The sequence below is a fragment of the Agromyces sp. Root1464 genome (assembly GCF_001427265.1).
GTDB lineage: Bacteria > Actinomycetota > Actinomycetes > Actinomycetales > Microbacteriaceae > Agromyces > Agromyces fucosus.
This window is the reverse complement of sequence record NZ_LMFU01000003.1, coordinates 62,004-88,553: the sequence shown is the minus strand read 5'-3', so window position 1 is coordinate 88,553 and position 26,550 is coordinate 62,004. Positions and strand designations below refer to the sequence as shown.

At 70.8% G+C, this 26,550-nt stretch carries 27 protein-coding genes; 21 read left to right on the top strand and 6 right to left on the bottom strand.

Annotation, left to right across the window (positions count from 1 at the left end; all coding sequences use genetic code 11):
* Positions 1–18 precede the first annotated feature (18 nt).
* Positions 19–1,044, bottom strand: coding sequence for a LacI family DNA-binding transcriptional regulator (locus ASD23_RS16055; protein WP_056013686.1), 1,026 nt, complete (start codon positions 1,042–1,044; stop codon positions 19–21).
* A 210-nt stretch (positions 1,045–1,254) separates the two neighbouring features.
* On the opposite strand from ASD23_RS16055, the gene ASD23_RS16050 reads away from it, so the two are divergent.
* The 4 genes from ASD23_RS16050 (at position 1,255) to ASD23_RS16035 (ending at position 6,327) form a co-directional block, all read left to right on the top strand.
* Positions 1,255–2,547, top strand: a complete 1,293-nt coding sequence (locus tag ASD23_RS16050; RefSeq protein WP_056014907.1) for an ABC transporter substrate-binding protein — start codon at positions 1,255–1,257, stop codon at positions 2,545–2,547.
* 98 nt (positions 2,548–2,645) lie between these two features.
* Complete coding sequence (locus tag ASD23_RS16045; protein WP_056013683.1) at positions 2,646–3,560, top strand: carbohydrate ABC transporter permease; 915 nt, start codon at positions 2,646–2,648, stop codon at positions 3,558–3,560.
* Entirely contained in the window at positions 3,557–4,432 is an 876-nt protein-coding gene (locus tag ASD23_RS16040) for a carbohydrate ABC transporter permease (protein WP_056013678.1), read from the top strand. Before ASD23_RS16045 ends, ASD23_RS16040 begins: the two co-directional genes overlap by 4 nt.
* Positions 4,429–6,327 carry a glycoside hydrolase family 35 protein gene (locus ASD23_RS16035; protein ID WP_235507789.1) on the top strand — a complete coding sequence of 633 codons (1,899 nt, stop codon included), beginning with the start codon at positions 4,429–4,431 and terminating at the stop codon, positions 6,325–6,327. The genes ASD23_RS16040 and ASD23_RS16035 overlap by 4 nt, the downstream gene beginning before the upstream one ends.
* A gap of 41 nt (positions 6,328–6,368) precedes the next feature.
* On the opposite strand, the gene ASD23_RS16030 is transcribed toward ASD23_RS16035, so the two are convergent.
* The gene (locus ASD23_RS16030; RefSeq protein ID WP_056013675.1) at positions 6,369–6,827 is read right to left on the bottom strand and encodes an Lrp/AsnC family transcriptional regulator; all 459 of its coding nucleotides are present in this window, start codon (positions 6,825–6,827) and stop codon (positions 6,369–6,371) included.
* A gap of 166 nt (positions 6,828–6,993) precedes the next feature.
* Between ASD23_RS16030 and pdhA the strand changes: the two genes are divergently transcribed.
* The 4 genes from pdhA (at position 6,994) to ASD23_RS16010 (ending at position 11,008) form a co-directional block, all read left to right on the top strand.
* On the top strand, positions 6,994–8,181 hold the full coding sequence (gene pdhA / locus ASD23_RS16025) for a pyruvate dehydrogenase (acetyl-transferring) E1 component subunit alpha (protein ID WP_082571596.1): 1,188 nt from the start codon (positions 6,994–6,996) through the stop codon (positions 8,179–8,181).
* On the top strand, positions 8,178–9,188 hold the full coding sequence (locus ASD23_RS16020; protein WP_056013672.1) for an alpha-ketoacid dehydrogenase subunit beta: 1,011 nt from the start codon (positions 8,178–8,180) through the stop codon (positions 9,186–9,188). The genes pdhA and ASD23_RS16020 overlap by 4 nt, the downstream gene beginning before the upstream one ends.
* 2 nt (positions 9,189–9,190) lie before the next feature.
* Entirely contained in the window at positions 9,191–10,630 is a 1,440-nt protein-coding gene (locus ASD23_RS16015) for a dihydrolipoamide acetyltransferase family protein (protein WP_056013669.1), read from the top strand.
* Between the two features lie 66 nt (positions 10,631–10,696).
* The gene (locus tag ASD23_RS16010) at positions 10,697–11,008 is read left to right on the top strand and encodes a 4a-hydroxytetrahydrobiopterin dehydratase (protein WP_056013666.1); all 312 of its coding nucleotides are present in this window, start codon (positions 10,697–10,699) and stop codon (positions 11,006–11,008) included.
* A gap of 64 nt (positions 11,009–11,072) precedes the next feature.
* Here ASD23_RS16010 and ASD23_RS16005 read toward each other — a convergent pair whose 3' ends face one another.
* Positions 11,073–11,555, bottom strand: a complete 483-nt coding sequence (locus ASD23_RS16005) for a GNAT family N-acetyltransferase (protein ID WP_056013663.1) — start codon at positions 11,553–11,555, stop codon at positions 11,073–11,075.
* Positions 11,534–12,202 carry a TetR/AcrR family transcriptional regulator gene (locus ASD23_RS16000; RefSeq protein ID WP_082571594.1) on the bottom strand — a complete coding sequence of 223 codons (669 nt, stop codon included), beginning with the start codon at positions 12,200–12,202 and terminating at the stop codon, positions 11,534–11,536. The genes ASD23_RS16005 and ASD23_RS16000 overlap by 22 nt, the downstream gene beginning before the upstream one ends.
* 104 nt (positions 12,203–12,306) lie before the next feature.
* Here ASD23_RS16000 and ASD23_RS15995 point away from each other — a divergent pair, with 104 nt between their 5' ends.
* The 3 genes from ASD23_RS15995 to ASD23_RS19355 all read left to right on the top strand — a co-directional run bounded on the left by ASD23_RS15995 (position 12,307) and on the right by ASD23_RS19355 (position 15,031).
* Positions 12,307–13,914: a carboxyl transferase domain-containing protein gene (locus ASD23_RS15995; protein ID WP_082571593.1), complete on the top strand. Its 1,608-nt coding sequence runs from the start codon at positions 12,307–12,309 to the stop codon at positions 13,912–13,914.
* Between the two features lie 217 nt (positions 13,915–14,131).
* The gene (locus ASD23_RS19360; RefSeq protein WP_235507788.1) at positions 14,132–14,659 is read left to right on the top strand and encodes a hypothetical protein; all 528 of its coding nucleotides are present in this window, start codon (positions 14,132–14,134) and stop codon (positions 14,657–14,659) included.
* A 57-nt stretch (positions 14,660–14,716) separates the two neighbouring features.
* On the top strand, positions 14,717–15,031 hold the full coding sequence (locus tag ASD23_RS19355) for an endonuclease domain-containing protein (protein WP_235507787.1): 315 nt from the start codon (positions 14,717–14,719) through the stop codon (positions 15,029–15,031).
* A 216-nt stretch (positions 15,032–15,247) separates the two neighbouring features.
* On the opposite strand, the gene ASD23_RS15985 is transcribed toward ASD23_RS19355, so the two are convergent.
* On the bottom strand, positions 15,248–15,970 hold the full coding sequence (locus ASD23_RS15985; protein WP_056013660.1) for an MBL fold metallo-hydrolase: 723 nt from the start codon (positions 15,968–15,970) through the stop codon (positions 15,248–15,250).
* 104 nt (positions 15,971–16,074) lie between these two features.
* Between ASD23_RS15985 and ASD23_RS15980 the strand changes: the two genes are divergently transcribed.
* From ASD23_RS15980 to ASD23_RS15945, 8 genes are all read left to right on the top strand, one after another.
* Positions 16,075–16,716 carry a TetR/AcrR family transcriptional regulator gene (locus ASD23_RS15980; RefSeq protein WP_056013654.1) on the top strand — a complete coding sequence of 214 codons (642 nt, stop codon included), beginning with the start codon at positions 16,075–16,077 and terminating at the stop codon, positions 16,714–16,716.
* A 121-nt stretch (positions 16,717–16,837) separates the two neighbouring features.
* Positions 16,838–18,877, top strand: coding sequence for an ATP-binding protein (locus tag ASD23_RS15975; RefSeq protein WP_056013651.1), 2,040 nt, complete (start codon positions 16,838–16,840; stop codon positions 18,875–18,877).
* Positions 18,874–20,052 carry an acyl-CoA dehydrogenase family protein gene (locus ASD23_RS15970; RefSeq protein WP_056013649.1) on the top strand — a complete coding sequence of 393 codons (1,179 nt, stop codon included), beginning with the start codon at positions 18,874–18,876 and terminating at the stop codon, positions 20,050–20,052. Before ASD23_RS15975 ends, ASD23_RS15970 begins: the two co-directional genes overlap by 4 nt.
* Before the next feature lie 13 nt (positions 20,053–20,065).
* Complete coding sequence (locus tag ASD23_RS15965; protein WP_082571592.1) at positions 20,066–20,641, top strand: MaoC family dehydratase; 576 nt, start codon at positions 20,066–20,068, stop codon at positions 20,639–20,641.
* Positions 20,638–21,453 (top strand): HpcH/HpaI aldolase/citrate lyase family protein, encoded by an 816-nt coding sequence (locus ASD23_RS15960; protein ID WP_056013646.1) that lies wholly within the window; start codon positions 20,638–20,640, stop codon positions 21,451–21,453. Before ASD23_RS15965 ends, ASD23_RS15960 begins: the two co-directional genes overlap by 4 nt.
* A 102-nt stretch (positions 21,454–21,555) precedes the next feature.
* A complete protein-coding gene (locus ASD23_RS15955; protein ID WP_235507786.1) occupies positions 21,556–22,641 on the top strand; it encodes an aldo/keto reductase in 1,086 nt (361 codons plus the stop codon).
* Positions 22,642–22,722: 81 nt separating this feature from the next.
* Positions 22,723–24,108: a M16 family metallopeptidase gene (locus ASD23_RS15950; RefSeq protein ID WP_056013642.1), complete on the top strand. Its 1,386-nt coding sequence runs from the start codon at positions 22,723–22,725 to the stop codon at positions 24,106–24,108.
* Positions 24,109–24,145: 37 nt separating this feature from the next.
* Complete coding sequence (locus ASD23_RS15945) at positions 24,146–24,748, top strand: histidine phosphatase family protein (RefSeq protein ID WP_056013639.1); 603 nt, start codon at positions 24,146–24,148, stop codon at positions 24,746–24,748.
* Between the two features lie 38 nt (positions 24,749–24,786).
* Here ASD23_RS15945 and ASD23_RS15940 read toward each other — a convergent pair whose 3' ends face one another.
* A complete protein-coding gene (locus ASD23_RS15940; RefSeq protein WP_056013634.1) occupies positions 24,787–25,269 on the bottom strand; it encodes a GNAT family N-acetyltransferase in 483 nt (160 codons plus the stop codon).
* A 92-nt stretch (positions 25,270–25,361) separates the two neighbouring features.
* Between ASD23_RS15940 and dapB the strand changes: the two genes are divergently transcribed.
* A complete protein-coding gene (gene dapB, locus ASD23_RS15935; RefSeq protein ID WP_082571591.1) occupies positions 25,362–26,105 on the top strand; it encodes a 4-hydroxy-tetrahydrodipicolinate reductase in 744 nt (247 codons plus the stop codon).
* Positions 26,102–26,542 carry a hypothetical protein gene (locus tag ASD23_RS15930; RefSeq protein WP_056013627.1) on the top strand — a complete coding sequence of 147 codons (441 nt, stop codon included), beginning with the start codon at positions 26,102–26,104 and terminating at the stop codon, positions 26,540–26,542. The genes dapB and ASD23_RS15930 overlap by 4 nt, the downstream gene beginning before the upstream one ends.
* The last annotated feature ends 8 nt before the right edge of the window (positions 26,543–26,550 follow it).

Below are 26,550 nucleotides of genomic sequence, written 5' to 3'. Positions count from 1 at the left end.
GGCGCGAGGCGTTCGGCGTCAGGCTGGCGGTGCCGTGCTGCCGCGCACGATGAGCGTCGCGTCGACGGTGGTCTGCTCGGGTGTCGAATCGGGGTCGGCGATGACCTCGATCAGATGGCCGACCGCGAGGCGACCGATCTCTTCGAACGGCTGCGCCACGGTGGTCAAAGCCGGGCTGCAGTAGGCGGCGAGGGCGATGTCGTCGACGCCGATGACCGAGACGTCGTCGGGCACGCGGCGCCCGTGTTCGTGCAGGGCCCGGATGACGCCGAACGCCATCTCGTCGCTCGAGGCGAAGATCGCCGTCACCTCGGGCATGCGGGCGAGGAGGAGTCCGGCCTGGTAGCCCGACTCCGGTGACCAGTCGCCGCGCAGGATGGGGGGTGCGTCACGACCCGCGGCCGCGAGCGCCGCGCGCCATCCGCTCTCGCGTTCGCCGGCCTCGACCCACTCGCCGGGCCCCGCGAGGTGCCACACCGTCTCGTGTCCGAGTGAGAGCAGGTGCTCGGACGCGACCCGGCCGACGGCTGCCTGGTCGACGGCGACGACCTGCGTCGACGCGGACCTCGATCCGTCGATCGTCACGGTCGGGATGCGGCGGCTGATCTCCTCGGTCGCATCGCTGCCGACGAGCAGCGGTACGACCAGCACGATGCCCTCGACGGCCTGCTCCGCCAGGCGGGACATCGCCTCGGCGATGGCCTCGGGGGAGAGCGAGGTCGTCGTGGCCATGCTCACGGCGTAGCCGGCCGTTCGAGCGGCGCGCTCCATGCCGTAGCTGATGACGGCGCTCGAGTAGTTGAGGGTGGGCATGCTCACGACGCCGATCGTTCGGCTGCGCCCGGAGGAGAGCATGCTGGCAGCGGCGTTGCGCCGGTAGCCGAGTTGGGCGACGGCCTCCTCGACCTTCGCGCGGGTGCGCGCGGTGACGTTCGGGTGATTGCTGAGCGCGCGGGAGACGGTCTGCTTCGAGACGCCCGCGAGTGCGGCGACGTCGGCCATGTCGGGGGCCCGACCGGCGGGAGATCTCGGTGTGCTGCTCATGCTCGCTCCATCGGGGCGTCAGTGCGCATGGACCCTCCATCCGCGTCGATGTTACCGATCATACCCATCCGACAGATTTCGGTGGGGATATCGAGAGGTTCCTTGTTTCATTGGGGGCTCGAGTTGTTGAGATCGGTAACAATCTGTGTAATGCTGTCCGACGACGGCCCCTCGGCCAGCACCTCTGCATTCACATTCAAGGGAGATTCAGTGAAGAAGACAGCACTTCGCTCGGCCGGTCTGGCCGGAGCCGTCGCGGTGGGCCTCGCGCTCACGGCCTGCTCGAGCGGGGGCGGCGCGACCGCCGACGGCCCCGCCGAGATCGACTTCTGGGGCTGGGCCCCGGGCTACGCCGACGCGGTTGCGGCGTACAACGCCTCGCAGGACGAGGTGAAGGTCAACTACGAAGAGGTTTCCCCCGGAGCCAAGGGCGGCTACGAGAAGATGCTCAACGCGGTCACCGCGGGCAACGCGCCGTGCCTCGGCCAGGTCGGCTACGAGACCCTCACGAGCTTCGCCGCTCAGGGCGCCCTCGAAGACGTGTCCGACATCGCCGCCGACGACGAGGGCGACTTCAGCGCAGCCACCTGGGCGGCGATGAGCGTCGGCGACGCTGTCTACGGCGTGCCCGTCGACCAGGGCCCGATGGCCCTCTTCTACAACACCGAGGTCTTCGACGCACTCGGCATCGCCGTGCCGACCACGTGGGACGAGTACAAGGCGGCAGCGCAGCAGATCCACGCGGCCGACCCGTCCAAGTACATCTCGGCGACGTACCTCAACTACGACTACGCCGGATTCGACTGGCAGGCACAGGCGCCCTGGTTCGGCGTCGACGGCGACTCGTGGAACGTCTCGATCGACTCGCCCGAGGGCGGAGAGGTCGCCTCGTACTGGCAGGGCATGGTCGACGAGGGCCTGCTGAGCCCCGCCCCCATGTGGGACCAGTCCTGGTACACCGGCCTCGGCGACGGCAGCATCGCCACGCACGTCGGCGCCGTCTGGATCGCCGGCATCCTGAAGGGCAGCGCCCCCGACGGCGCTGGCAAGTGGGCCGTTGCGCCGATGCCGCAGTGGAACGCCGGCGACGAGATCACCGGCAACGTCGGCGGATCCGGCACGGCCGTGCTGAAGGGTTGCGACAACCCCGAGGCCGCGTGGGACTTCGCTCACTTCATGAGCACCGACGCCGACACCTACTCGGCGCTCGTCGAGTCGGCTGGCCTCTACCCGGCCGCCACCGACCTGCTCACGCTCCCGGTGCTCAGCGAGGGTGACGACTACTTCGGCGGGCAGAACATCTACGAGGTCTTCGCCGAATCCTCCGAGCACGTCGCCGATGGGTGGGTCTGGGGCCCGAACATGCCCGAGACCGTCGGGTTCCTCGACGACGGGCTGAGCGGGGCGTGGGCCGGCACCGGCACCATCGCCGACGCGCTCGCGACCACCCAGCAGAAGACCGTGGACGCGCTCGAGGCCCAGGGCCTCTCGGTCTCCGAGTAGAGCAGGGGTTCCGCGGCGATCGCCGCGGACCCGCGGGTGGCGGACCGGGTCGACCGGCCCGCCACCCGGCCCATGATGCACGCACGACAAGGAGCGACATGACCGCGGTCACCACGAACGGAGCAAGTGCGCGCGTGCGCAGGTGGCGCACGCCATGGCTCTTCCTCACCCCGTTCCTCCTGCTGTTCGTGGCGATGTACCTGGCCCCGATCGCGTTCGCGTTCATCCAGAGCCTCTTCACCCTGCAGCGCGACGGACTCGGACTCACCGCGCCGACCCTCGCCTTCGATCCCTTCGCCAACTACGCGAGGGTCTTCACCGACGACGAGTTCATCGCCTCGCTCGGCCGGGTGCTGCTGTTCGGCGTCGTGCAGGTGCCCGTCATGCTCGGGCTCGCCCTCTTCATCGCGCTGCTCATCGACTCGAAGTCGGCGCGAGGCCGGGGCTTCTTCCGCCTCGGCAGCTTCCTGCCCTTCGCGGTGCCCGGCGTCGTCGCCGCGGTGATGTGGTCGTTCCTGTACTCGCCCGTCACGAGTCCGATCAACGGCTTCCTCGAGTCCGCGTTCGGGTTCACCATCCCGTTCTTCAGCGATGCGCTCGCCCTCTGGTCGGTCGCGAACGTCGTGACGTGGTGCTGGACCGGGTACAACATGCTCATCATCTACTCGGCACTGCAGACCATCCCCGCCGAGACGCTCGAAGCGGCGAAGATCGACGGCGCCTCGTCGTGGCGCACCGCCTGGAGCATCAAGATCCCGATGGTGCGGCCGGCCCTCATCCTCACGACCGTCTTCTCGATCATCGGCTCCGCCCAGCTCTTCAACGAGCCGACGGTGCTGAAGCCCATCTCGGGTGGTGCGATCACCTCGACGTACACGCCGCTCATGGCCGCACAGGCGCAGGTGGCGGCGCAGAACTACCCGTACGCCGCCGCGGAGTCCGTCGTGCTCGCCGTGCTCGTCGGCGTCACGTCCTTCGTCTTCTTCAAGATCACCGGAAGGGGAGACCGTTGACCCCGACCCTCGCGTCCGCCACCCGCCCCCGCGGTCAGCGCGACACCACGCCGGCCAGCCGCACCGGCGTCATGGCGGTGCTGCTCCTCGCCGCCTTCTACTTCCTGATGCCGATCTGGTGGCTCATCGTCGCGGCGACGAAGCCCGCAGGTCACCAGTTCAGCGGCAGCGGCCTCTGGTTCGACGGCTTCGGCCTCGTCGACAACATCGCCCTCGTCTTCGACGTGAACAACGGCATCTTCGGCAGGTGGATGCTGAACAGCATCTTCTACTCGGGCACTGCCGCGCTCATCGGCACGGTGGTGTCGGCCATGGCCGGCTACGCCATCGCGAAGTACGCGTTCCGCGGGCGCGGCGTCGTGTTCGGGGTCATCCTCGCCGCGGTGTTGATCCCCAAGGTCATGTTCACCCTGCCGCTCTTCCTCATGTTCAACCAGGTCGGGCTCCTGAACACCCCGCTCGCGATGCTGCTCCCGTCGATCGTGAGCCCGTTCGGCGTGTACCTCGCGAGCGTCTTCGCCGCGCAGTCGGTGCCCGACGAGCTCATCGAGGCCGGTCGTCTCGACGGCGCGGGGGAGTTCCGCATCTTCCGCTCGGTGTCGATGCGCATCATGACTCCCGCCCTCGTCACGATCTTCCTGTTCCAGTTCGTCGAGGTCTGGAACAACTACCTCCTGCCGGCGATGGTGCTGAACGACACCTCCCTGCAGCCGGTCGTCGTCGGGCTCGTCGGCTGGTCGGCCTCCAACGGCAACGTGCCAGCGGGCACCGTCGTCGTCGCCGCCTTCCTCTCGATCATCCCGCTCGTCATCGCCTTCCTCTCCCTGCAGCGCTTCTGGCGCGCGGGCCTCACCGCCGGAGCCATCAAGTGACCCGCCCCGCTCCATCCGACACCACCACCGCGACCGTGATCGCAGCCGGCGAGCCCGTCGCGTCGGCGGCGCGACCCGGTCGCGACCTTTCGCCCATCCTCACGTTCCGCGACGGCGAGCTGTTCCGCGACGGTGCGCCGCACCGCGTGCTGAGCGGATCGATCCACTACTTCCGCGTGCACCCCGAGCTCTGGCGCGACCGGCTCGAACGCCTTGCGGCGCTCGGCCTCAACACGGTCGACACCTACATCGCGTGGAACTTCCATCAGCGCGGCCAGGACGCCGCCGACTTCAGCGGATGGCGCGACGTCGAACGCTTCATCGAACTGGCCGGCGAGCTCGGCTTCGACGTCATCGTGCGACCCGGCCCCTACATCTGCGCCGAGTGGGACAACGGCGGCCTGCCGTCGTGGCTGACCGGCGTGCCCGGACTCCGCCCGCGCTCGAGCGACGCGCAGTACATGGCCGCCGTCGAGGAATGGTTCGACGAGCTCATCCCGCGGCTGGCCGCACTGCAGGCGAGTCGCGGCGGACCGATCGTGGCCGTGCAACTCGAGAACGAGTTCGGCAGCTACGGCGACGACTCGGGATATCTCAGCAGGCTCCGTGACGCGCTCGTGCAACGCGGTGTCACCGAACTGCTCTACACCGCCGACGGGCCGACCGAGCTCATGCTCGACGGCGGCACCCTGCCCGAGGTGCTCGCGACCGCGACCTTCGGCTCCCGCGCCCGCGAGGCGGCCGAGCTCCTCCGCTCGCGCCGCGACGGCGAACCGTTCCTCTGCGCCGAGTACTGGAACGGCTGGTTCGACCACTGGGGCGAGCACCATCACGTGCGCGAGCCCCGCGGTTCGGTCGGGGTGATCGACGAGATCCTCGAGGTCGGCGGCTCCGTCAGCATCTACATGGCGCACGGCGGCACGAACTTCGGGCTCTGGTCGGGAGCGAACCACGACGGCCGCGTGCTGCAGCCGACGGTCACGAGCTACGACTCCGACGCCCCGGTGAGCGAGCACGGCGCCATCACCGAGAAGGGCCGGATGCTTCGGCAGCGACTCGAGGCCTTCACCGGTGTCGTTCCGCCGGCCGTACCCGAGGATCGACCCGTGCTCGCCGCCCGACGGCTCTCCACGACGCCGGCCGCGGCGCTGCTGCCGGCGATGCGGGCGGCGGGCGGCGACGAGGCATCCGTCTCCGTGTCGCCCGCGAGCTTCGAGTCGCTCGGGCTCGACGCCGGACTCGTGCTCTACGAAGCGACCCCGATCCTGCCGAACGGCGCGAGCGCGTTCTCGATCCGGGGCCTGCACGACCGCGCCCTGGTCTGGGTCGACGGCCGGTTCGTCGGCGCCCTCGACACCGTGAGCGCGGCTGCAGGTCTCGAGCTCTCCGGTCACGGCGAGCGCGTGCGCCTCGAGGTCCTCGTCGAGAACCATGGCCGCATCAACTACGGGCCGCTGCTGGGCCAGGGCAAGGGCATCCTCGGCGCAGTGCAGGTCGACCGCCGGATCGTGCAGGGCTGGCGGAGCCGACCGATCGCGCTCGCCGAGTGGACCTCTGCCGAACTCGAGGCGGCTGTCGCGGGCGGCGAGGGGGTCGAGGGGGCCGAGCCAGGTGCCGCGGGGTTCACCACCGCTGTGCTCGAGATCGAGGCCGCCGCCGACACCTTCCTCGCGCTGCCCGGCTTCGTGAAGGGCTTCGTCTGGGTCAACGGCTTCCTCCTCGGCCGGTACTGGGAGATCGGACCGCAGGTCACGCTCTACGTGCCGTCGCCCGTGCTGCGTGCCGGTGTCAACACCGTGACCGTGCTCGAACTCGAGCGGAGCGGCGAGGCGATCGAACTGCGCGAGGTTCCCGAGCTCGGGCCTGCTGAGGAGTACATCGAGTCGTTCGGCTGAGTGCGGGCCCGCCGCCCAGTGCGTCCGGCGCGCGCAGCGGGTCAGCGCTCGAGCAGCGGCGCGAGCCGGTAGGGGATGAGCTCGCCCATCGCGAGCGAGGTCTCGGTGCGCTCGACGCCGTCGATCGCGAGGATCTCGCCGTCGATGCGGAAGAGGTCGTGCGCGTCGCGGCAGACGACCCGCACGAGCAGGTCGATCGACCCCGAGAGCCCGTGCGCCTGGATCACCTCGGGAATGCGCCCGATCTCGTCGACGACCTCGCCGAGCAGCTTCTGGCGCACGTGCACGGAGATGAAGGCCTCGATCGGGTAGCCGAGCGGGGCCGGGTCCATGCTGCGCTCGAATGAGAGGAACGCGCCGGATGCCTCCAGGCGCGCCATGCGCGCCTGCACCGTGTTGCGCGAGAGCCCGAGGCGATCGGCGAGCGCCACCACGGTCGCCCTCGGGTCGGGGGCGAGCGCCGTGAGCAGCGCCTTGTCGACAGCGTCGTAACCGGTCATAACGCCACACGATAGCAGCCGACCGGGTGCTGTAACCGTGCAACATGCTCAACGGGGCTTTGCTTGGTTGAGCTGTGTGCGAGATCGACGTACGCTCAGGGTATCCGGCAGTGCCGCCGGGCGCGGGCAGCCCACGAAGCGAGCCCGCCGACAGCGAGGATCGACGATGACCCCATCCGACCGAGACGCCACCGGGCTCCTGACGCCGCGCGAGCTCACCCGGCCCGACGACGACTTCGTGCAGCTCGTGACCCCCACGGGCGAACGCCACGCGAACGCGGAGTTCGATCCGTGGATCGCCGACATCGACCTCGGCGCCCTCGGCCGCCTCTACCGCGACATGGCGATCGTGCGGCGCATCGATGCGGAGGCCACCGCGCTGCAGCGTCAGGGCGAACTCGGACTCTGGCCGCCGCTCGCCGGCCAGGAGGCCGCGCAGATCGGCTCGGGCCGCGCGCTCCGCGACGACGACTTCATCTTCTCCAGCTACCGCGAGCACGCGCTCGCGTGGGTGCGCGGCGTCGAGCCTGCCGAACTCCTCTCGGTCTGGCGCGGAACCGCCGCCTCGGGCTGGAACCCCTTCGAGCACGGCATGGCCGTGCCGCAGATCATCATCGGCGCCCAGGCGCTGCACGCGACCGGTTACGCCATGGGCGCGGCATGGGAGGGCTCGGATGCCGCGGCGATCGCGTTCTTCGGCGACGGCGCCACGAGCGAGGGCGACGTCAACGAGGCATTCGTCTTCGCCGCGAGCTTCGACGCCCCGGTCGTCTTCTTCTGCCAGAACAACCAGTGGGCGATCTCCGAGCCCGTGGGCCTGCAGTCGAAGCAGCACCTCGCCCGTAGGGCTGACGGCTTCGGCATGCCGGGCGTGCGCGTCGACGGCAACGATGTGCTCGCCGTGCTCGCCGCGACCCGCATCGCACTCGACCGCGCTCGCCGCGGTGCCGGCCCGACGCTCATCGAGGCGGTCACCTATCGCATGGGACCGCACACGACGGCCGACGACCCCAAGCGCTACCGCACCGACGACGAGCTCGCCGAGTGGCGCGAGCGCGACCCGCTCGCACGAGTGCTCGCGTTGCTCGAGGCATCCGGAGTCGACATCGCGGGCCTCGAGCGCGATGTCGCGGCCGACGCCGACCGCGCCGCGGCGGAGCTCCGCGCCGCGATCACGACGATCGCCGATCCCGAGGCGCTCACGGTCTTCGACCACGTCTACGCCGAGCCCAACAGCCACCTCGAGCGGCAGCGCGACCACTACACGCGCTATCTCTCGATGTTCGACGACGGGTCGACGCAGAACAGCACGGGCGCCGCGGCATCCGAGACCGCCGAAGGAGGCGCACGATGACCACGCTCACGCTCGCGAAGGCCCTCAACGCCGGACTCCGCCGCGCGCTCGCCGACGACGACAAGGTCGTGCTCATGGGCGAGGACATCGGCACGCTCGGCGGCGTCTTCCGCGTCACCGACGGCCTCAAGGCCGAGTTCGGTGCGAAGCGGGTCGTCGACACGCCGCTCTCCGAGGCCGGCATCGTCGGCACCGCCGTCGGCCTCGCCTACCGCGGCTTCCGACCCGTCATCGAGATCCAGTTCGACGGGTTCATCTACCCGGGGTTCGACCAGATCGTCGCGCAGGTCGCGAAGCTGCACTACCGCTCGCGCGGGAACGTCCGCATGCCGATCACGATCCGTGTTCCGTTCGGCGGCGGCATCGGCGCGGCCGAGCACCACTCCGAGTCGCCCGAGGCGTACTTCGCCCACACCGCGGGCCTCCGGGTCGTGGCGTGCTCCGATCCCGCCGACGCCTACATGATGGTGCGCCAGGCGATCGCGAGCGACGACCCCGTGCTGTTCTTCGAGCCGAAGCGTCGCTATCACGTGAAGGGCGAGGTCGACGAGACGGCCAGCCTCGCCGACGCCCGGCCGATGGGCGTGGCGACGACCGTGGCGACCGGCACCGACGTGACGCTCGTGACGTACGGCGCGCTCGTGCAGACGGCGCGCGACGTCGCGACGGCGGCAGCCGAAGACGGCGTGTCGGTCGAGGTCATCGACCTGCGATCGATCGCGCCCGTCGACTACGCGACGATCGAGGCCTCCGTGCGCCGCACCGGGCGACTCGTCATCACGCACGAGGCCGGCCAGCAGGGCGGAGTGGGGGCGGAACTCGCCGCCTCGATCACCGAGCGCTGCTTCGAGTTCCTCGAGGCAGCTCCCGTGCGCGTCACCGGCCACGACATCCCGTACCCGCCCGCGAAGCTCGAGCGGCACCATCTGCCCGACCTCGACCGCATCCTCGACGGCATCGACCGGGTGCTCGGCCGGCCGAATTCGCTGAGCGGGGTGGAGGCGTGAGCATGATCCGCGACTTCCCGCTGCCCGACCTCGGCGAGGGACTCACCGAGTCCGAGCTCGTCGCCTGGCGCGTCGCCGTCGGCGATCGGGTCGAGCTCAACCAGATCATCGCCGACGTCGAGACCGCGAAGGCCGTCGTCGAACTGCCGTCGCCGTACGCCGGCGTCATCACGGCGCTGCACGCGGCCGAGGGGGAGACCGTCGACGTCGGCGCCCCGCTCTTCTCCTGCGACACCGGCGAAGCGGATGCCTCGAGCCCGGCTCCGAGCGCCGGCTCCGCGTCGCCCGCTGCGCAGACCGCACAGCCCGCTCCGGTCGCCCAGGCGTCGCCGGCATCGTCGGGCCGCGACGCGGATGCCGCGGCTGACTCATCCGCGGCCGACGCCGCGCCCGGTCCGAACCTCGTCGGCTACGGTGCTGCTGCCGAGACCGGCCCGAAGCGACGCGTCCGCCGCTCGGCGCTCGCGGCCGACCTCGTGCCGCCGGTTCCCGAGGTGCAGCCGGCCGAGCCCGCGGCCGTCGCAGCGCCGGCCGCCGCAGCGACCCGCTCCGAACGACCGCGGTCGACGCCGCCCGTGCGCAAGCTCGCTCGCGACCTGGGCCTCGTCCTCGAGACCATCGAGGGCAGCGGCGCTCGCGGCCTGATCACGCGAGAAGACGTCGAGCGCGCGGCATCCGCTCTCGCGATGCCGGTGCCCGACGACGTGTCGTCGCTCACGGCACCCGGCCGCACCGATGCGCCCGCCGAGACGCGGATCCCCATCAAGGGAGTGCGCAAGCACACGGCGGCGGCGATGGTGCGGAGCGCGTTCACCGCGCCGCACGTCACCGAGTTCCTCACCGTCGACGTGACGGCCACGATGGAGCTTCTCCGTTCGCTCCGTGACGATCGCGAGTTCGCCGGGCGCAAGGTGACACCGCTCACGGTCGTCGCGAAGGCGCTGTGCCTGGCCGCGCGGCGCACCCCCGAGGTCAACTCGCGCTGGGACGAGGAGGCGCAGGAGATCGTGCGGTTCGGTGGGGTCAACCTCGGCATCGCCGCGGCGACCGAGCGCGGCCTCGTCGTGCCGAACGTGAAGGCGGCCGACCGGATGTCGCTCGGCGAACTCGCCGACGCGATCGCCGCGCTCGCCGAGACCGCCCGTGCCGGGCGCACGAGCCCGGCCGACCTCTCGGGCGGCACGATCTCGATCACCAACATCGGCGTCTTCGGCATCGACGCGGGCACGCCGATCCTGAATCCGGGGGAGGCGGCGATCCTCGCGATGGGCGCCGTACGCCGCCAGCCGTGGGAGTACCGCGGCGAGATCGCGCTCCGCGAGGTCATGACGCTGAGCCTGTCGTTCGACCACCGGCTGGTCGACGGGGCGCAGGGCTCGCGCTTCCTCGCCGACGTCGGTGCGGTCCTCCGGGAGCCCGGGCGCGCGCTGACCATGATGTGAGGAGCCGGCCCGGCCCGACGTGATCGCCGCTGGCGGCATCGGCACCCCGGCGAGAGGATGGTGGGCATGAACGCACGCAGCATCCTCTCGCCCGGGGAGACCGCCGACGAGCTCGCCGGCTCGGCCTTCGTCCATGACGGCGACCGGCTCGTCGCGACGTACTCGACCGCCGACTTCGCGAGCGCCGTGCGCGTGCTCGACGCCGTCGCCCTCGTCGCCGACGAGCTGAACCACCACCCCGACGTGCAGCTCGGCTGGGGACGCATCGGCTTCGAGCTGAGCTCTCACGACGTCGGCGGCGTCACCTCGCGCGACCTCGAGCTCGCGGCGCGCATCTCGGGCATCGCCGCGGAGCACGGGGCTCGCGCGGGCGATTGAGCCCGTCGAGCGGAGCGGCACTCGAGCGGGGCGCCGCATGTCGAGCCGCGGCATCCGCTCGCCGTCAGTCGAGCGTGTAGACGCGTTCCTCGATCTCGACGTCGCGAGCGTTCGCGAAGCTCGACCCGGCGCCGACCTGGCGGAACCCGAGGCGCTCGAGTATCGCGATCGAGGGTGCGTTGTCGCTCGCGACGCGGGCGCGCAGCGGTCGTTGCGGCAGGGTCTCCACGAACAGGTGCACGGCGCGAGTGGCGATGCCCTCGCCCCAGTGTGAGGGGTCGATCCAGCACGTGATCTCGGCCACGCCGTCGTCGAACCACTGGGCGACGCTGCCCGCGATCTCGCCGTCGGCCCGCACCGTGCGGGCATCGACCGTCGGGTCGTCGAGGAGCCGCCGCCAGTGGGCGTCGAACATCGCGCGATCGCTCGGGTCGGGCGGGGTGAACGCGGCCATGCGCACGGCGGTGGGATCCTGCTCGAATCGGAACAGAGCGTCGAGATCGCCCACGCGGGTCGCGCGCAGGGTCACGACATGAGGCTCGCCCATGTCATTTCCTCCAGGATGCCGCGGATGGTGCCGTCGGCGGGTCTGCGTCCAGGGATGCGGGCGCTGTGCGGAGTGGAGTTCAGGAGACCGAAGGCGGCGTGTGCCCGGATCCTGAGCTCCGTCTCGGCCCGATCGGGCCGGAGTCTTGCGAGGGTGTCGACCCAGTGCTCGACGTACTGTCGCTGGAGGAGGCGCACCTCGTGCCGGGCGCCGAGGTCGAGCTGCTCGAGCTCCCGGTCTTGCACGAGGATGACATCGGCGTCGCCGAGGGCGAAGTCGACATGGAACGCGATGAGCTCGCGGAGCGAGACAGCCGGGTCGGATGCCTCGACGAGCACGCGTTCGGCTCCGTCGAGGAGCGTGCGGCTCGCGCCCTGGAGGATCGCGGCGAGCACCGCGGCCTTGCCCGGGAAGTGCCGGTAGACGGCGGGGCCGCTCACGCCGACCGCAGCGCCGAGGTCTTCGATGGTGACACCGGCGTACCCCCGCTGGGCGAAGAGCGTCGCAGCGGCGGTGAGGATGGCCTGACGCCGGTCGGCTTTCTGGCGGCTGCGTTCGGTCGCGGTCGCTGCGACGGTGACCGCCGCGGGTGACTCGTCGGCGCGCGCGTCGCCGAGGATCTCGGCCGTGCTCGGTGTGGTTGCCATCTCGGTTAATGCTCGCTAACATCGGGAATCGAGTTAGTGCACACTAACCGAAATCCTGCGCCGGCCACAAGTGGGCGCGCCGTCGACGAAGACTGGTGGCACGAATGCCGATCCTGCAGACGAGCATCGACCCGAGCGGCGATGCCGCGCGTTCCAACGCCGAGGCGCACGCGACGCTCGTCGCCGACCTGCGCGAGCGACTCGCTGCTGCCGCGCTGGGCGGCCCCGAATCATCCCGCGACCGTCACGTCGCGCGAGGCAAGCTGCTGCCGCGCGACCGGGTCGACCGCCTGCTCGACGAGGGCAGCCCCTTCCTCGAACTCTCGCCGCTCGCGGCCGAGGGCCTCTACGGCGGCGACTCGCCCGGGGCCGGCATCATCACGGGAGTGGGCCTCGTGCACGGTCGCCCCGTGCTCGTCGTCTGCAACGACGCGACGGTCAAGGGCGGCACCTACTACCCGATGACCGTGAAGAAGCACCTGCGCGCGCAGGAGGTCGCGAAGGAGCAGCGCCTGCCGTGCATCTACCTCGTCGACTCGGGCGGCGCCTTCCTCCCGCTGCAGGACGAGGTGTTCCCCGACCGCGAGCACTTCGGCCGCATCTTCTTCAACCAGGCACAGCTCTCGTCGATGCGCATCCCGCAGCTCGCGGCCGTGCTCGGCTCCTGCACGGCGGGTGGCGCCTACGTTCCGGCGATGAGCGACGAGACCGTGATCGTGCGCGATCAGGGCACGATCTTCCTCGGCGGACCGCCGCTCGTGAAGGCCGCGATCGGCGAGGTCGTCACCCCCGAAGAGCTCGGCGGCGGCGAACTGCACTCACGTGTCTCAGGGGTCACCGACCACCTCGCCGAAGACGACGAGCACGCGCTCGAACTCGTGCGCGACATGGTCGCGACGCTCCCCGAGCCGGCGCCGCGGGCTTGGGCGGTTCGCGAGCCCCGGCCACCGGCCGTGGACGAATCGACGCTCACCGCCGCCGTGCCGGTCGACGTGCAGCAGCCCTACGACGTGCGCGAGGTCATCGCCCGCCTCGTCGACGGCAGCGAGTTCGCCGAGTTCAAGCGCGAGTACGGCGACACCCTCGTGACGGGCTTCGCCCACATCGACGGGCACCCCGTCGGCATCGTCGCGAACAACGGTGTGCTCTTCTCGGAGTCGGCGATGAAGGGCGCGCACTTCATCGAGCTCTGCGACCAGCGCGGCATCCCGCTGCTGTTCCTCCAGAACATCTCGGGCTTCATGGTGGGCCGCGACGCCGAGGCCGGCGGCATCGCCAAGCACGGGGCGAAGATGGTCACCGCGGTCGCGACGACCCGGGTGCCGAAGTTCACGGTCGTCATCGGCGGCTCGTTCGGGGCCGGCAACTACTCGATGTGCGGCCGGGCGTACTCGCCCAGGTTCCTCTGGATGTGGCCGAACGCCCGCATCTCGGTGATGGGCGGCGAGCAGGCGGCATCCGTGCTCTCGACCGTCAAGCGCGACCAGCTCGCGGTGAAGGGCGAGACCTGGTCGGATGCCGCGGAGCAGGCGTTCAAGGATCCGATCCGTGCCCAGTACGACGACCAGGGCAGCCCGTACCACTCGACCGCGCGGCTCTGGGACGACGGCATCATCGCTCCGGAAGACACGCGCACGGTGCTCGCCCTCGCGCTCGAGCTCGCAAGCCGCACCCCGCTGCCCGAGCCGGCGTTCGGTCTCTTCCGCATGTGAGTCGCAGCGCCGCACCCTGTGCGTCCCGCCTGCGTCCTGCAGATTCGAGGAGATCGGTGATTCCGAGGACGCGAGTCTCGCGTTTCCACCTCGGAATCGCCGATCTCCTCGGTATCGCGTCAGTCGACTCTCCCGTCACAGCGTTCGGTCGGCCGAGGCGTCCACCGATCACGCCACGCTGCAGCGCGGTCGCTCTCCGGACGCCATGCTCGATGGGGTGAACACGACGCGGCCCGAAGCGGCCCCATTCGATCGCACGCCCCGGGTCCGGCCTGCGGCTTCCGGTGGCCCGGCCGACCCTGTCGCCGCGACGACTCGGAGTGCCGGAGGGGTCGTTCGTACCCGGTTCCTGCAGCAGGCGGGCTTCAGTCGCCACCGCATCGAACAGAGTCTCGCCGCCGGGCGACTCATCCGGGTCCGCAAGGGCTGGGTCGCGGTTCCGTCGGCCGACGGCTATCTGATCGGGGCTGCCCGCGACGGGGTCGTGGTCTCCTGCATCACCCAGGCCGAGCGCCTCGGGTTGTGGGTCCTCTCCGGCGACCGTCCGCACGTCGCCGCGCCTGTGCACTCCGGGGTCTCGCTTCGCAGGGTGACCGTGCACTGGGCGAAGCCGCTCGTTCCGCGGCATCCCGATGCCCTCGTCGACCCGATCGAGAACGTATTGGCCATCGTGGCGGCATGCCAACCGTATGAGTCGGCCCTCGCCGTTTGGGAGTCCGCGCTGCGGAAGGGGCTCGTCGATTGACATGCGCTCGGGCGGATGCCGCTGTCGTCTACAGCGCGAAGAATCCTCGACGCCGCGGTGCCGTACTCGGACTCGGGACTCGAGTCCTTCGTGGTGCCGCGGTTGAGCTGGTTGAAGGTGCCGATCACACCGCAGGCCTGGATCGCGGGACACCGCGTCGACTTCCTGATCGGGGATCGCCTGGTGCTGCAGATCGACGGCGGACACCATGTCGGTCCGCAGCGCGAGGCCGACATCGAGCACGACGCGGCGCTCATGCTCCTCGGGTATCGCGTGGTGCGGGTCGGCTACCGGCAGATCATCGACCGCTGGCACACCGTGCAAGACATGATCGCGCGTGCCGTGGCCCAAGGGCTGCATCTCGCGCGCTGAGGCGCCGGGTCGCTTCGATGCCGGATGTCGCGCTCGGTCTCGATCCTCGGCGAAGGCGCGTTTCCGAGGAGATCTGCGATTCCGAGGATCGTGGAGCCCGGGTCCAGCCTCGGAATCGTCGATCTCCTCGGAATCGTCGATCTCCTCGTGACGGAGGTGACCGGAGTCGGAGGGGACTGAGACGCGGCTGGTCGCGACATCCGCGGGGTGCCGGAGTCAGGCCTGACGCGCCGCTGCAGCCTCGACCTCGCGGATCGCCTCGTCGACGCCGCGGTTCCACGGGGTGCCGTGGCCGGGCAGCACCCAGCTGGCCCCGAGCCCCTCGAGCCGGCGCAGGGACGCGAGCGCCTCGGCCGGGTCGTCGGTGAACGGCGCGGGCTGCGGGCCGGTGGCGCCCGTGAGCACGTGGCGGGTGGTGAGCGCGTCGCCCACGAAGACGGCGTCGGCCACCGGAACGTGGACGGCGATGCTGCCGGGGGAGTGACCTGGCATGCTGATCACCCGTGGTGCGCCCGGCAGGTCGAGCACGTCACCGTCGCTCACGGCGACGACCTCGGTGAGCGGGGTCGTTCGAAGGCCGTTGCGGGTGAGCGCGTACCAGAGGAACTTCGTCGTCGCCCCGAGCTTCATGCCGCCCCATTCGGGCTTCGTCGACTCCTCGCCGCGGGCGCGTGCGGCGTCGGCGGCGTGCACGAAGACCGGCACGCCGTGCTCGCGGCGCAGGCGCTCGGCGAAGCCGATGTGGTCGGAGTCGCCGTGGGTGAGCACCACGCCGCGGATGTCGGCGAGCGAGCGACCCATCACGGCGAGCTCGGCGGTCAACTCCTTCCACTGCCCCGCGAGCCCCGCGTCGATCACGGTGACGCCCTCGGGAGTGTCGACGAGATAGACGGCGACGATGTCGGAGCCGATGCGGTGGAGGGAGGGGCCGAGCTTCATCAGATGCCTCGCTTGTCGTGATGGGATGGTTGATGGCTATGCTACATAGCCATCAAGGCTAAGCGCAATAGCCTAGAGTCGAATGGTCGAAAGGAACCCCGCCGATGCCGACACCCGAACGAACCTCGCTCGACGCCATCGTCGCCGCCGGGCGAGACATCCTCGAGGCCGAGGGGCTCGGCGGGCTCACGATGCAGGCCGTCGCCGAGCGCGTCGGGGTCCGCGCACCGTCGCTCTACAAGCGGGTGCGCAACCGCAGCGACCTCGTACGCCTGATCGCCGCATCCGCGGTCGCAGAGCTCGGGCGGCGCCTCGACGCCGAGACGGTTCCGGTCGCCGGCGGCGTCCGCAGTCGCGAGGCGACGGGTGCGACGGATGCTTCGGCGAGCACGGATGCCTCGACGAGCACGAGTGCCGAGATCGCCGAGGTCGCCCGCCTCGCCCGCGTGGTGCGCAGGTTCGCGCACGAGCAGCCGGCGTCGTATCGTCTCGTCTTCTCGCCCGGCGAGGAGTCGGGCCTCGAGGTCGAGACGCTCCGCGAGGCGAGTGCACCGTTGCTCGCCGTCGCGAGCCGGCTCGCCGGCCCCGATCATGCGCTCGACGCCGCTCGCACGCTCACGGCGTGGATCACGGGCTTCGTCAGCATGGAGCTCTCGGGGGCCTTCCGCCTGGGCGGTGACGTCGACCGGGCGTTCGAGTTCGGCGTCGATCGCATCGCCGCGGCACTCGCACCGCGTTCGGGGTGACGGTTCGCCCTCGTGCTTGCGCCCGTGCTCGTGCTTGTGATTTGAGTTAATGCCCGCTAACATCGACTCCAGTTAGTGCGCGTTAACTGAGTTCGCGCACCTCGAGCGCAGGGAGGCGCGAATGGGCACGGTCGACGCCGTCGATGAGGCACGGTCGACTCGTCCGTTCGACCGGGTGCTCGTCGCCAACCGCGGCGAGATCGCCGTACGAGTGATCCGCACGCTTCGGCGCCTCGGCATCCGCTCGATCGCCGTCTTCTCCGACGCCGACGCCGACGCGCCGCACGTGCGCCTCGCCGACGAGTCCGTGCGCATCGGTCCCGCCGCTGCCGCCGAGAGCTACCTCGACCCCGCCCGCATCATCGCGGCGGCGCGTGAGACGGGCGCCGAGGCCATCCATCCCGGCTACGGGTTCCTCTCCGAGCACGCGGGCTTCGCCGAGGCGTGCCGCGACGCCGGCATCGTCTTCGTCGGCCCCGGGGTAGAGGCCCTCGACGTCATGGGCGACAAGATCCGTGCCAAGCGCCACGTCGAGGCATCCGGGGTGCCGACCGTGCCCGGCGTCTCCGATCCTTCGCTCGACGACGCCGCGCTCGCCGCGGCAGGCGAGGCCGTGGGCTTCCCCCTGCTCGTCAAGCCGAGCGCCGGCGGAGGCGGCAAGGGCATGCAGATCGCCCGTGACGCCCGGGAGCTCGCCGCCGCCATCCCCGCGGCCCGGCGCGTCGCACTCGCCGCATTCGGCGACGGCACGCTGCTGCTCGAGCGGCTCATCGAGCGCCCCCGCCACATCGAGGTGCAGGTGCTCGCCGACGACTTCGGCGCGGTCATCCACCTCGGCGAGCGCGAGTGCTCGCTGCAGCGCCGTCACCAGAAGGTCATCGAAGAGGCACCGTCACCGCTTCTCGACGCCGAGACCCGCGCGCGCATCGGCACGGCCGCGTGCGACGCCGCCCGCAGCGTCGACTACCGAGGGGCGGGCACCGTCGAGTTCCTGGTGTCGGATGCCGCGCCCGACGAGTTCTTCTTCATCGAGATGAACACCCGGCTCCAGGTCGAGCATCCCGTCACGGAGCTCGTGACGGGAGTCGACCTCGTCGAGCAGCAGTTGCGGGTCGCGGCCGGTCAACCGCTCACGGTCCGCCAGGCGGACATCGAGCTCACTGGTCATGCGATCGAGGCGCGCCTCTACGCCGAGAGTCCCGAGCGCGGATTCCTCCCGTCGATCGGCGAACTCCTCGTGTGGCGGGAGCCGAGCGGTGCCGGGGTGCGCGTCGACGGGGGCATCCGCTCGGGGCAGGAGATCACGGCCGACTACGACCCGATGCTCGCGAAGGTCATCGCCTACGGCGCCGACCGCGGCGAGGCGATCGCTCGCCTCGACGCGGCGCTCGCCGACACCGTCGTGCTCGGCGTCGAGACGAACCTCGGATTCCTTCGCCGGCTCCTCGCCGACCCCGCCGTGCAGCGCGGCGACCTCGACACTGGTCTCATCGACCGCATGCCGGACCCCGAGTCGGATGCCGCGCCGCTCGAGGTGCTCGCCGCGGCCGCGCGGTTCCGCGCCACCGAGGCGATCGACGCCGCACGTGCGGCCGGCGCCCATGCGTGGCAGACGTCGCGGGGGTGGCGCCTCGCCGGCTCGAGCGACGACGCCGTCGCCCTCGGGGCCGCCGACCCCTCTAGTGATGACACAGCACCCGACGTCATCGCGGCCGCAGCCGACGGCGCGGTCTGGCTCCACGCCGCCTCGGGCATCTGGCGAGTGCCCGCCACAGGTCGTCGAGCCGCACTCGATGCGCGCCTCGCCATGATCGAACGGGGCGGCCTCGCCGACCCCGAGCTGCGCGCGCCGATGCCCGGCACCGTCACGGCCGTGCTCGTCGCCGATGGCGACCCTGTGGCACCGGGCGACGCCGTCGTCGCCATCGAGGCGATGAAGATGGAGCACCGCGTCACGGCATCGGTCGGTGGCATCGTGCGGCTCGCGGTCGCGGTGGGGGAGCAGGTCTCGCGAGACCAGTCCGTCGCCCGCGTCGAACCGCAGCCCGAGGCATCCGAGACCGTCAGGTCGAACACATTGCACGAGGCATCCGAGCCCGTCACCGCACCGTCGAACGCGCCCCACGAAGTCGCGCACCCGACTCCGTCCCACCAGGAATGAGGAGCACCACCGTGAGCACCGAGTTGACCGCCGAGGAACAGCAGCTGTACGACATGGTCTGCGAGTTCGCCGACACCGTCGTCGCCCCGCAGTCGTACGAGGCCGATCGCACCCACACGCTCTCGATGGACGTCGTCGCGCAGATGGGCGACCTCGGGCTCTTCGGCCTGCCGTTCCCCGAAGAGGTCGGCGGCCAGGGCGGCGACTACATGGCGCTCTGCCTCGCGATCGAGGCGCTCGCCCGCGTCGACCAGTCGATCGCCATCACCCTCGAGGCCGCGGTCGGCCTCGGTGCCATGCCGGTCTTCCGCCACGGCACCGACGAGCAGAAGGCCGAGCTCCTGCCTGACCTCGTCGCGGGCCGCGCGCTCGCCGGGTTCGGCCTCACCGAGTCCGAGGCCGGGTCCGATGCCGGCGCAACGCGCACCACCGCGGTGCTCGACGGCGACGAATGGGTCGTCAACGGCTCGAAGCAGTTCATCACGAACTCGGGCACGCCCATCACGAAGTTCGTCACGGTCACCGCGGTGACGGGCGAGCGCACGCGCCCCGACGGTTCGGTGTCCAAGGAGCTCTCGACGATCATCGTTCCGAACGGCACGCCCGGCTTCACCGTCGACCCGGGCTACGACAAGTCGGGCTGGCGTGCGTCCGACACGCATCCGCTGACCTTCGAGGACGTGCGGGTGCCCGCCGCGAACCTGCTCGGCGAGCGCGGCCGCGGCTTCGCGAACTTCCTCCGCACGCTCGACGAGGGGCGCATCGCGATCGCCGCGCTCGCGACGGGCGTCGCGCAGGGCTGCCTCGACGAGGCGCTCGCCTACGCGAAGACCCGCAACGTCTTCGGCGTGCCGATCGCGTCGCACCAGTACATCGCCTTCACGATCGCGAACATGCAGGCACGCGTCTACACGGCGCGCCTCGCCTGGCACGACGCGGCCCGCCGCGTCGACGCCGGGCTGCCGTTCAAGAAGGAGGCGGCGATGGCCAAGCTCGTCTCGAGCGACGCCGCCATGCTGAACTCGCGCGATGCCACGCAGATCTTCGGCGGCATGGGGTTCATGAACGAGTCCCTCGTGGCGAGGCACTACCGTGACTCGAAGATCCTCGAGATCGGCGAGGGCACGAACGAGGTGCAGCTCATGGTCATCGCACGCGAGCTGGGCATCGGCTAAGGGGGAACAGACGATGACGGATGCTTCGGCAGAACGGGCGCCGCTCCGCGACGTCGTGCAGCGCGGGCTCTGGTTCGAGGAGTTCGAGGAGGGCGTGCGCTACCTGCACCGCCCCGGCCGCACGGTCACCGAGGCCGACAACGTGCTGTTCACGACGCTCACGATGAATCCGCAGCCGTTGCACCTCGACGCGGCGTGGTCGGCCGAGCAGCCGTTCGGTCAGCGACTCGTCAACTCGCTCTTCACGCTCTCGACGCTCGTCGGCCAGTCGGTCGGCCAGCTCACGCAGGGCACGCTCGTCGCGAACCTCGGGTTCGGCGCCGTCGCGTTCCCGCACCCCGTCTTCGTCGGCGACACCCTCTACGGCGAGAGCGTCGTCGAGTCGAAGCGCGAGTCGGCCTCCCGCCCCGGTCAGGGCGTCGTGGTGCTCGCGCACACCGCTCGCAACCAGCACGGCGAGGTCGTGGCGACCGCCTCGCGCACGATGCTCGTCTGGCTCCGGGAAGCGGGGGAGCGCATGCCCGCGACCGGTTCGACAACCGGCGCCGACGATGCGAACGGTGGGAAGAATGCAGAGGTGAGCGGATGACGCACCCGCCCTTCCGCTTCGGCCCGGCCCTGCTCTTCTGTCCGGCCGACCGGCCCGATCGCTTCGCAAAGGCCCTCGATCGCGCCGACGCCGTGATCCTCGACCTCGAAGACGCCGTCGCGGCCGACGCGAAGCACGCGGCGCGACTCGCGCTCCTCAGCACGCCGCTCGAACCCGAACGCGTGATCGTTCGCGTGAATCCGGCATCGAGCCCGGAGTTCGCCGACGACCTCGCCGCGCTCGCCCAGACCGGCTACCGCACGGTCATGCTCGCCAAGTGCGAGGGCACCGCCGACCTCGTCGACCTCGCCGAGTACGAGGTCATCGCGCTCTGCGAGACCGCGCGGGGGGTGCTCGCGGCGAACGAGATCGCGGCGCTCCCGAACGTGTCGGCACTCATGTGGGGCGCCGAAGACCTCGTCGCCTCGCTCGGCGGTTCCTCGAGCCGCTTCGACGATGGTCGATACCGCGACGTCGCGAGGCATGCCAGGTCCCAGGTGTGCCTCGCGGCGGCAGCGCACGACGTCGCCGCGATCGACACCGTGCACCTCGAGATCGGCGATCTCGACGGGCTCCGCGCCGAAGCCGAAGACGCCGTCGCCGTCGGATTCGCGGCAACCGCGTGCATTCACCCGGGTCAGGTCGAGGTCGTGCGCGAGGCGTACCGACCCGATGCCACCCGGTTGGAATGGGCGAGAGCGGTGCTCGACGCCGCTGCCGAGCAGGGCGGCGTGTTCGCGTTCCGGGGCGGGATGGTCGACGAGCCGGTGCTCCGTCAGGCCCGATCGCTCACTCGTCGGGCCCGCGACTGAGCGAAACGATTCGATAACGGTTCACCCGCCGTTCCACGGATCGCACCCTTCGAACGTCGATCGAGACGTATTCTCAGAGTCAATCCTGGGGAGGAGGGGCACGTGGCACGACGACACGTCTATCGGGCGAACGATGCGAGCGGTGCGGGGGCAGCGCTCGCGCTCGCCGAGTCGCCCGCGCGCGACGAGCCGGCCACGGCCGCCGACCTCTTCGACGGGCTCCACGTCGACGTCATCGCGTCGAACCCGCTCTCCGGCCCCATCATCGTGCCCCAGCGGGTCTCGATCGGCGACTCCGGCATCGAGGTGCACCCGCTCGCGCTCGGCGCCAGCACCTTCGGCTGGACCCTGAGCACCGAGCAGGCGTTCGACGTGCTCGACCGTTTCGCCGGTCTCGGCGGTTCGCTCGTCGACACCGCCGACAGCTACGCCGCCGGTCGCAGCGAATCGATCATCGGCAAGTGGATGGACTCGCGCGGCACTCGCGACCGCATGGCCGTGGCCACGAAGATCGGCCACCACCCCGATCATCGAGGACTCTCGCCCGCCGAGATCTCGGCGGCCGTCGACGACTCGCTGCTGCGCCTCGGCATCGAACGCATCGACCTCCTCTACTTCCACGGCGACGACGGCGAGGTGCCGCTCGAAGAGAGCCTCGGCGCGGTCGACGCCCTGATCACGGCCGGCAAGGTCGGCTCGATCGGTGCCGCCGACTTCACGCCCGACCGTCTCATCGAGGCCCGCGTGCTCGCGGCCAACGGACTGCCGCGGTTCCAGGCGCTCACGACGAAGTACAACCTGATGGAGCGTCTCCCGTTCGAAGGCGCCCCCGAGCTCGTCGCCCACGCGCAGGGGCTCGCCGTGCTGCCGTACTTCGGTCTCGCCAGTGGATTCCTCGGCGGGCAGGTGCGACGACGCGCCGACGTGCGGCACGACGCGAGGGGCGAACGCCAGGCGCGATACCTCGGTCGACGCGGCCACCGCGTGCTCGCGGCGGTCGACGAGATCGCCTTCGCCCACGGCGTGCAGCCGGCAACGATCGCGCTCTCCTGGCTGCTGGCCAAGCCCACGGTCGTCGCGCCGGTCGTCAGTGCGTCGAGGCCTGACCAGGTCGATGCGCTCATGGCCGCGGCATCCGTCGAACTGCAGCGCTCGGAGATCGTCGAACTCGACCGCGCTTCCGCCTGAGCGGCGCGGTGCGCACGCCTCGGCGCGCCCGGGCGTTCGCCCCCCGAGCGCGCCCGACGCGGGTGGCATAGGCTGATCGGGATGAACGGCGCTGTCGACCTCCCACTCGGCCAGACCGAGCTCTCCTTCACCGCAGCAGGCGACGCGCGAGTTCGGCGCAGCGTGCTCCCATCGGGGGTCCGAGTGCTCAGCGAACAGGTGCCCGGCAGTCGCAGCGCGACCATCGGCTTCTGGGTCGCGGTCGGTTCGCGCGACGAGCAGCGAGCGGATGCCGCGCACCCCGCCACGTACGGATCGACGCACTTCCTCGAGCACCTCCTCTTCAAGGGCACGGCCACGCGGTCCGCGCTCGACATCGCGATCTCCTTCGACGCCGTCGGCGGCGAGCACAACGCGATGACGGCGAAGGAGTACACCTGCTACTACGCCAAGGTGCAAGACCGAGACCTGCCCATGGCGGTCGAGGTGCTCGCCGACATGTTCACCTCGTCGCTGCTCGACCCGACCGAGTTCGAGAGCGAGCGCGGGGTCATCCTCGAAGAGCTCTCGATGGCGGGCGACGACCCGGGTGACGTCGCCAACGAGCGCTTCTTCGAGGCGGTGCTCGGCGCCCATCCGCTCGGCCGGCCGATCGGCGGCAACCCCGAGACGATCCGCAGCGCCACGCGCGACGCCGTGTGGGAGCACTACCGTGCGAACTACCGCCCGCAAGACCTCGTCGTCACGGTGGCCGGAGCGGTCGACCACGACCTGCTGCTGTCCGAGCTCGAGCAAGCGCTCGCAACGGCCGGATGGGATCCGTCGGCCGCGGGGCAGCCGGTCGAACGTCGCTCGATCGAGCCCGCGGTGCTCGCCCCTGGAGCCGAGATCTCGGTCGTCGCCCGCCCGAACGAGCAGGTGAACCTGCTCCTGGGCGTTCCCGGCCTCGTGGCGACCGACGAGCGGCGCCCGACCATGAGCGTGCTGAACGCGATCTTCGGCTCGGGCATGTCGTCACGCCTCTTCCAGCAGGTGCGAGAGCGCCGCGGGCTCGCCTACTCGGTGTACTCGTTCGCTCCGGGTTACTCCGACGCGGGGCTCTTCGGCATGTACGCGGGGTGCGCTCCGGCGAAGGCCGGCACGGTCGCCGCACTCATGCGCGACGAGCTCGAGCGACTCGCCGAGCACGGCGTGACCGCCGAAGAGCTCCGTCGAGCCTCCGGCCAGCTCGCCGGCGCCTCCGCGCTGGCACTTGAAGACTCCGACACCCGGATGTCGCGGCTCGGCCGCGCCGAACTGACCCTCGGCGAGTTCGTCGACCTCGATGAGGCCCTCCGTCGCATCTCACTCGTCACCGCCGACGACGTGCAGCGACTGGCCGGCGACCTCGTCGCGCGCCCGTTCTCGCTCGTCGCCGTCGGCGCGATCGACGAGACGGCCTTCACCGGAGCGACCGCCGCGGTCGCCCCGCACTCCGACGTCGCCTGACCGCGACTCCCGCCCTCCATCAGAGGAACCGATACCTGTGGCCCATCACCTCTACCTCGTCCGTCACGGCGAGCAGCTCGACGCCGAGCACGGCCTGCCCGACGGTCCGCTCTCGCCGAGGGGTCGTCGTCAGGCCGAACTCCTCGCCGAACGCCTGGGCGGCGTGCCGTTCGACAACGCCTGGCACTCGCCGCTGCAGCGGGCGACCGAGACGGCGCAGATCATCGCGGCGAAGATGCCGGCGCTGAGCCTCGAGCCCTCGCCGCTGCTCTTCGACTGCATCCCGACGGGCCCTGCGCCCGAGACGCCGAAGGCCTACGACGCCTTCTTCGGCTCGGTGACCGAAGCCGAGATCGAGGCCGGCAGCGCGCAGATGGAGGACGCGGCCTCCGAGTTCCTCCGCTCGCACCGCGAAGACCGGCACGAGCTGCTCATCACCCACAACTTCGTCATCGGATGGTTCGTGCGCGAGGTCCTCGGCGCACCCGCCTGGCGATGGGTCTCGATCAACCAGGCGAACTGCGGCCTCACGGTGCTCACGCAGCGGCCGGGCCGCCCCTGGAGCCTCGTCGCCCATAACGACATCGCGCACCTGCCGCCCGAGCTGCGCACCGGCCTCGCGGAGCCCTACGCGATCTGAGCGATCGCGCACGGGCACGCGCGCGTCGCGCTCTCGCGTCAGCCGACGCGCTTGCCGTACCAGTTCGTCGCGTTGGGGTTGGCGTTGTAGGGCTCGATCTCGACGTACCCGCTCGAGCGGTACAGACCGCCGGCGGCCTCGAGGCTCGCGTTCGTGTCGAGCAAGATTTCCTGCGCGCCGTACTCGATCGCCCGGCGTTCGAGCTCGGCGAGGAGTCGCCGCCCTTCGCCGCCGCCACGGGCAGCGGGCGCGAGCCAGAGGTGCTTGACCTCGAAGCGCACCTCGAACGTCTCGGGCCGGCGCTGGATGCGTCGCACCCCGCCGCATCCGACCGCTGTACCCGACTCGTCGACGACGATCAGGAAGACACCTGCGGGCGGCGTGAACTGCTCCGCGGCCGGCCAGGTCGGCCGGTACTCGCCCTGCGCGGCGGGGAACCCTACGGCACGCTCGGCGAAGTAGTCGGCGAGCAGGGCGTGCGCGTCGGCGTCGGTCACGGAGGCGTCTCGGTAGCGCAGCATGCCTCCACACTATTTGCGAATACGGCGGATGCCTCGTGGCCGACGCCTTTCGGCGAGGCTGTCGCCCGGCTCCCGCTTGCTAGGGTGAAGCCGTGACGATACGGGTCGCCGTGGCGGGAGCCACCGGCAAGATGGGGCAGCTGGCGCTTCGACTGATCGAGGAGGCCGAAGACCTCGAACTGCACGCCGCGCTCGATTCGAAGTCGAGCCTCGACCTCATGCTCGGCGCCGACGTGGCGTTCGACGTCACGCACCCGGGCGCGAGCGCCGAGATCGTCGAGTTCGCGGCAGGCGCCGGCATCCCGATCGTCGTGGGCACCTCCGGGTGGTCGAGCGAGCGAATCTCCGAGATCTCCGCGTTCGTGCGCGGTCATGCCGACGCCGGAGCCGTCCTCTTCATCCCCAACTTCTCGATCGGCAGCGTGCTCGGCACCGCCTTCGCGAAGCTCGCTGCGCCGTTCTTCGACTCGATCGAAATCGTCGAGGCCCACCACGCCGGCAAGGTCGACTCGCCCTCGGGCACGGCCGTACGCACGGCGGAGCTCATCGGTGCGGCACGTGGACCGGTCGCCGCTCCGCACGCCGACCAGCGCGCCCGCGGCCAGCTCGTGAGCGGGGTGCCCGTGCACAGCCTGCGCCTCGCCGGCGTCGCGGCCGAGCAGCGCGTCGTCTTCGGCGGCGACGGCGAGACCCTCACGATCACCCACTCCACGCTCTCGCCGAGCTCGTACGAGGCCGGCATCCTGCTCGCGCTCCGCAGCGCCCCCGAGGCATCCGGTGTCACCGTCGGCCTCGACGCCCTGCTCGACCTCGGAATTCCCGGCACCGTTCGATGACCACGAAGCTCGGCGCGCTCATCATGGCCGCGCTCCTCGTGCTCTACCTCGCGCTCGTCGGCTGGCGCGCCGTGCAGTTCATGGCGACGGGGGAGCCGGTCGCGATCGCGATGGGCGTCGCGCTCGTCGTGCTGCCGCTCATCGGCCTCTGGGCGCTCTGGCGCGAGATCGACTTCGGCATCCGTTCGCACGAGCTCGTGAAGCGACTCGATGCCGAGGGCGGGCTCGACCTCGAACTGCCGCTCCTGCCGAGCGGGCGCCCCGAACGCGCCGCTGCCCGTGGTGCGCTCGACGGGTTCCGCACCTCGGCCGACGCGGCTCCCGAATCGTGGCAGGCCTCGATGCGGCTCGGACTCGCGTACGACGCCGCCGGCGACCGCCGCAACGCGCGGCAGGCTGTGCGGCGCGCCATCGCGCTGTCGCGCGACGCTCGCTGAGACCCGAA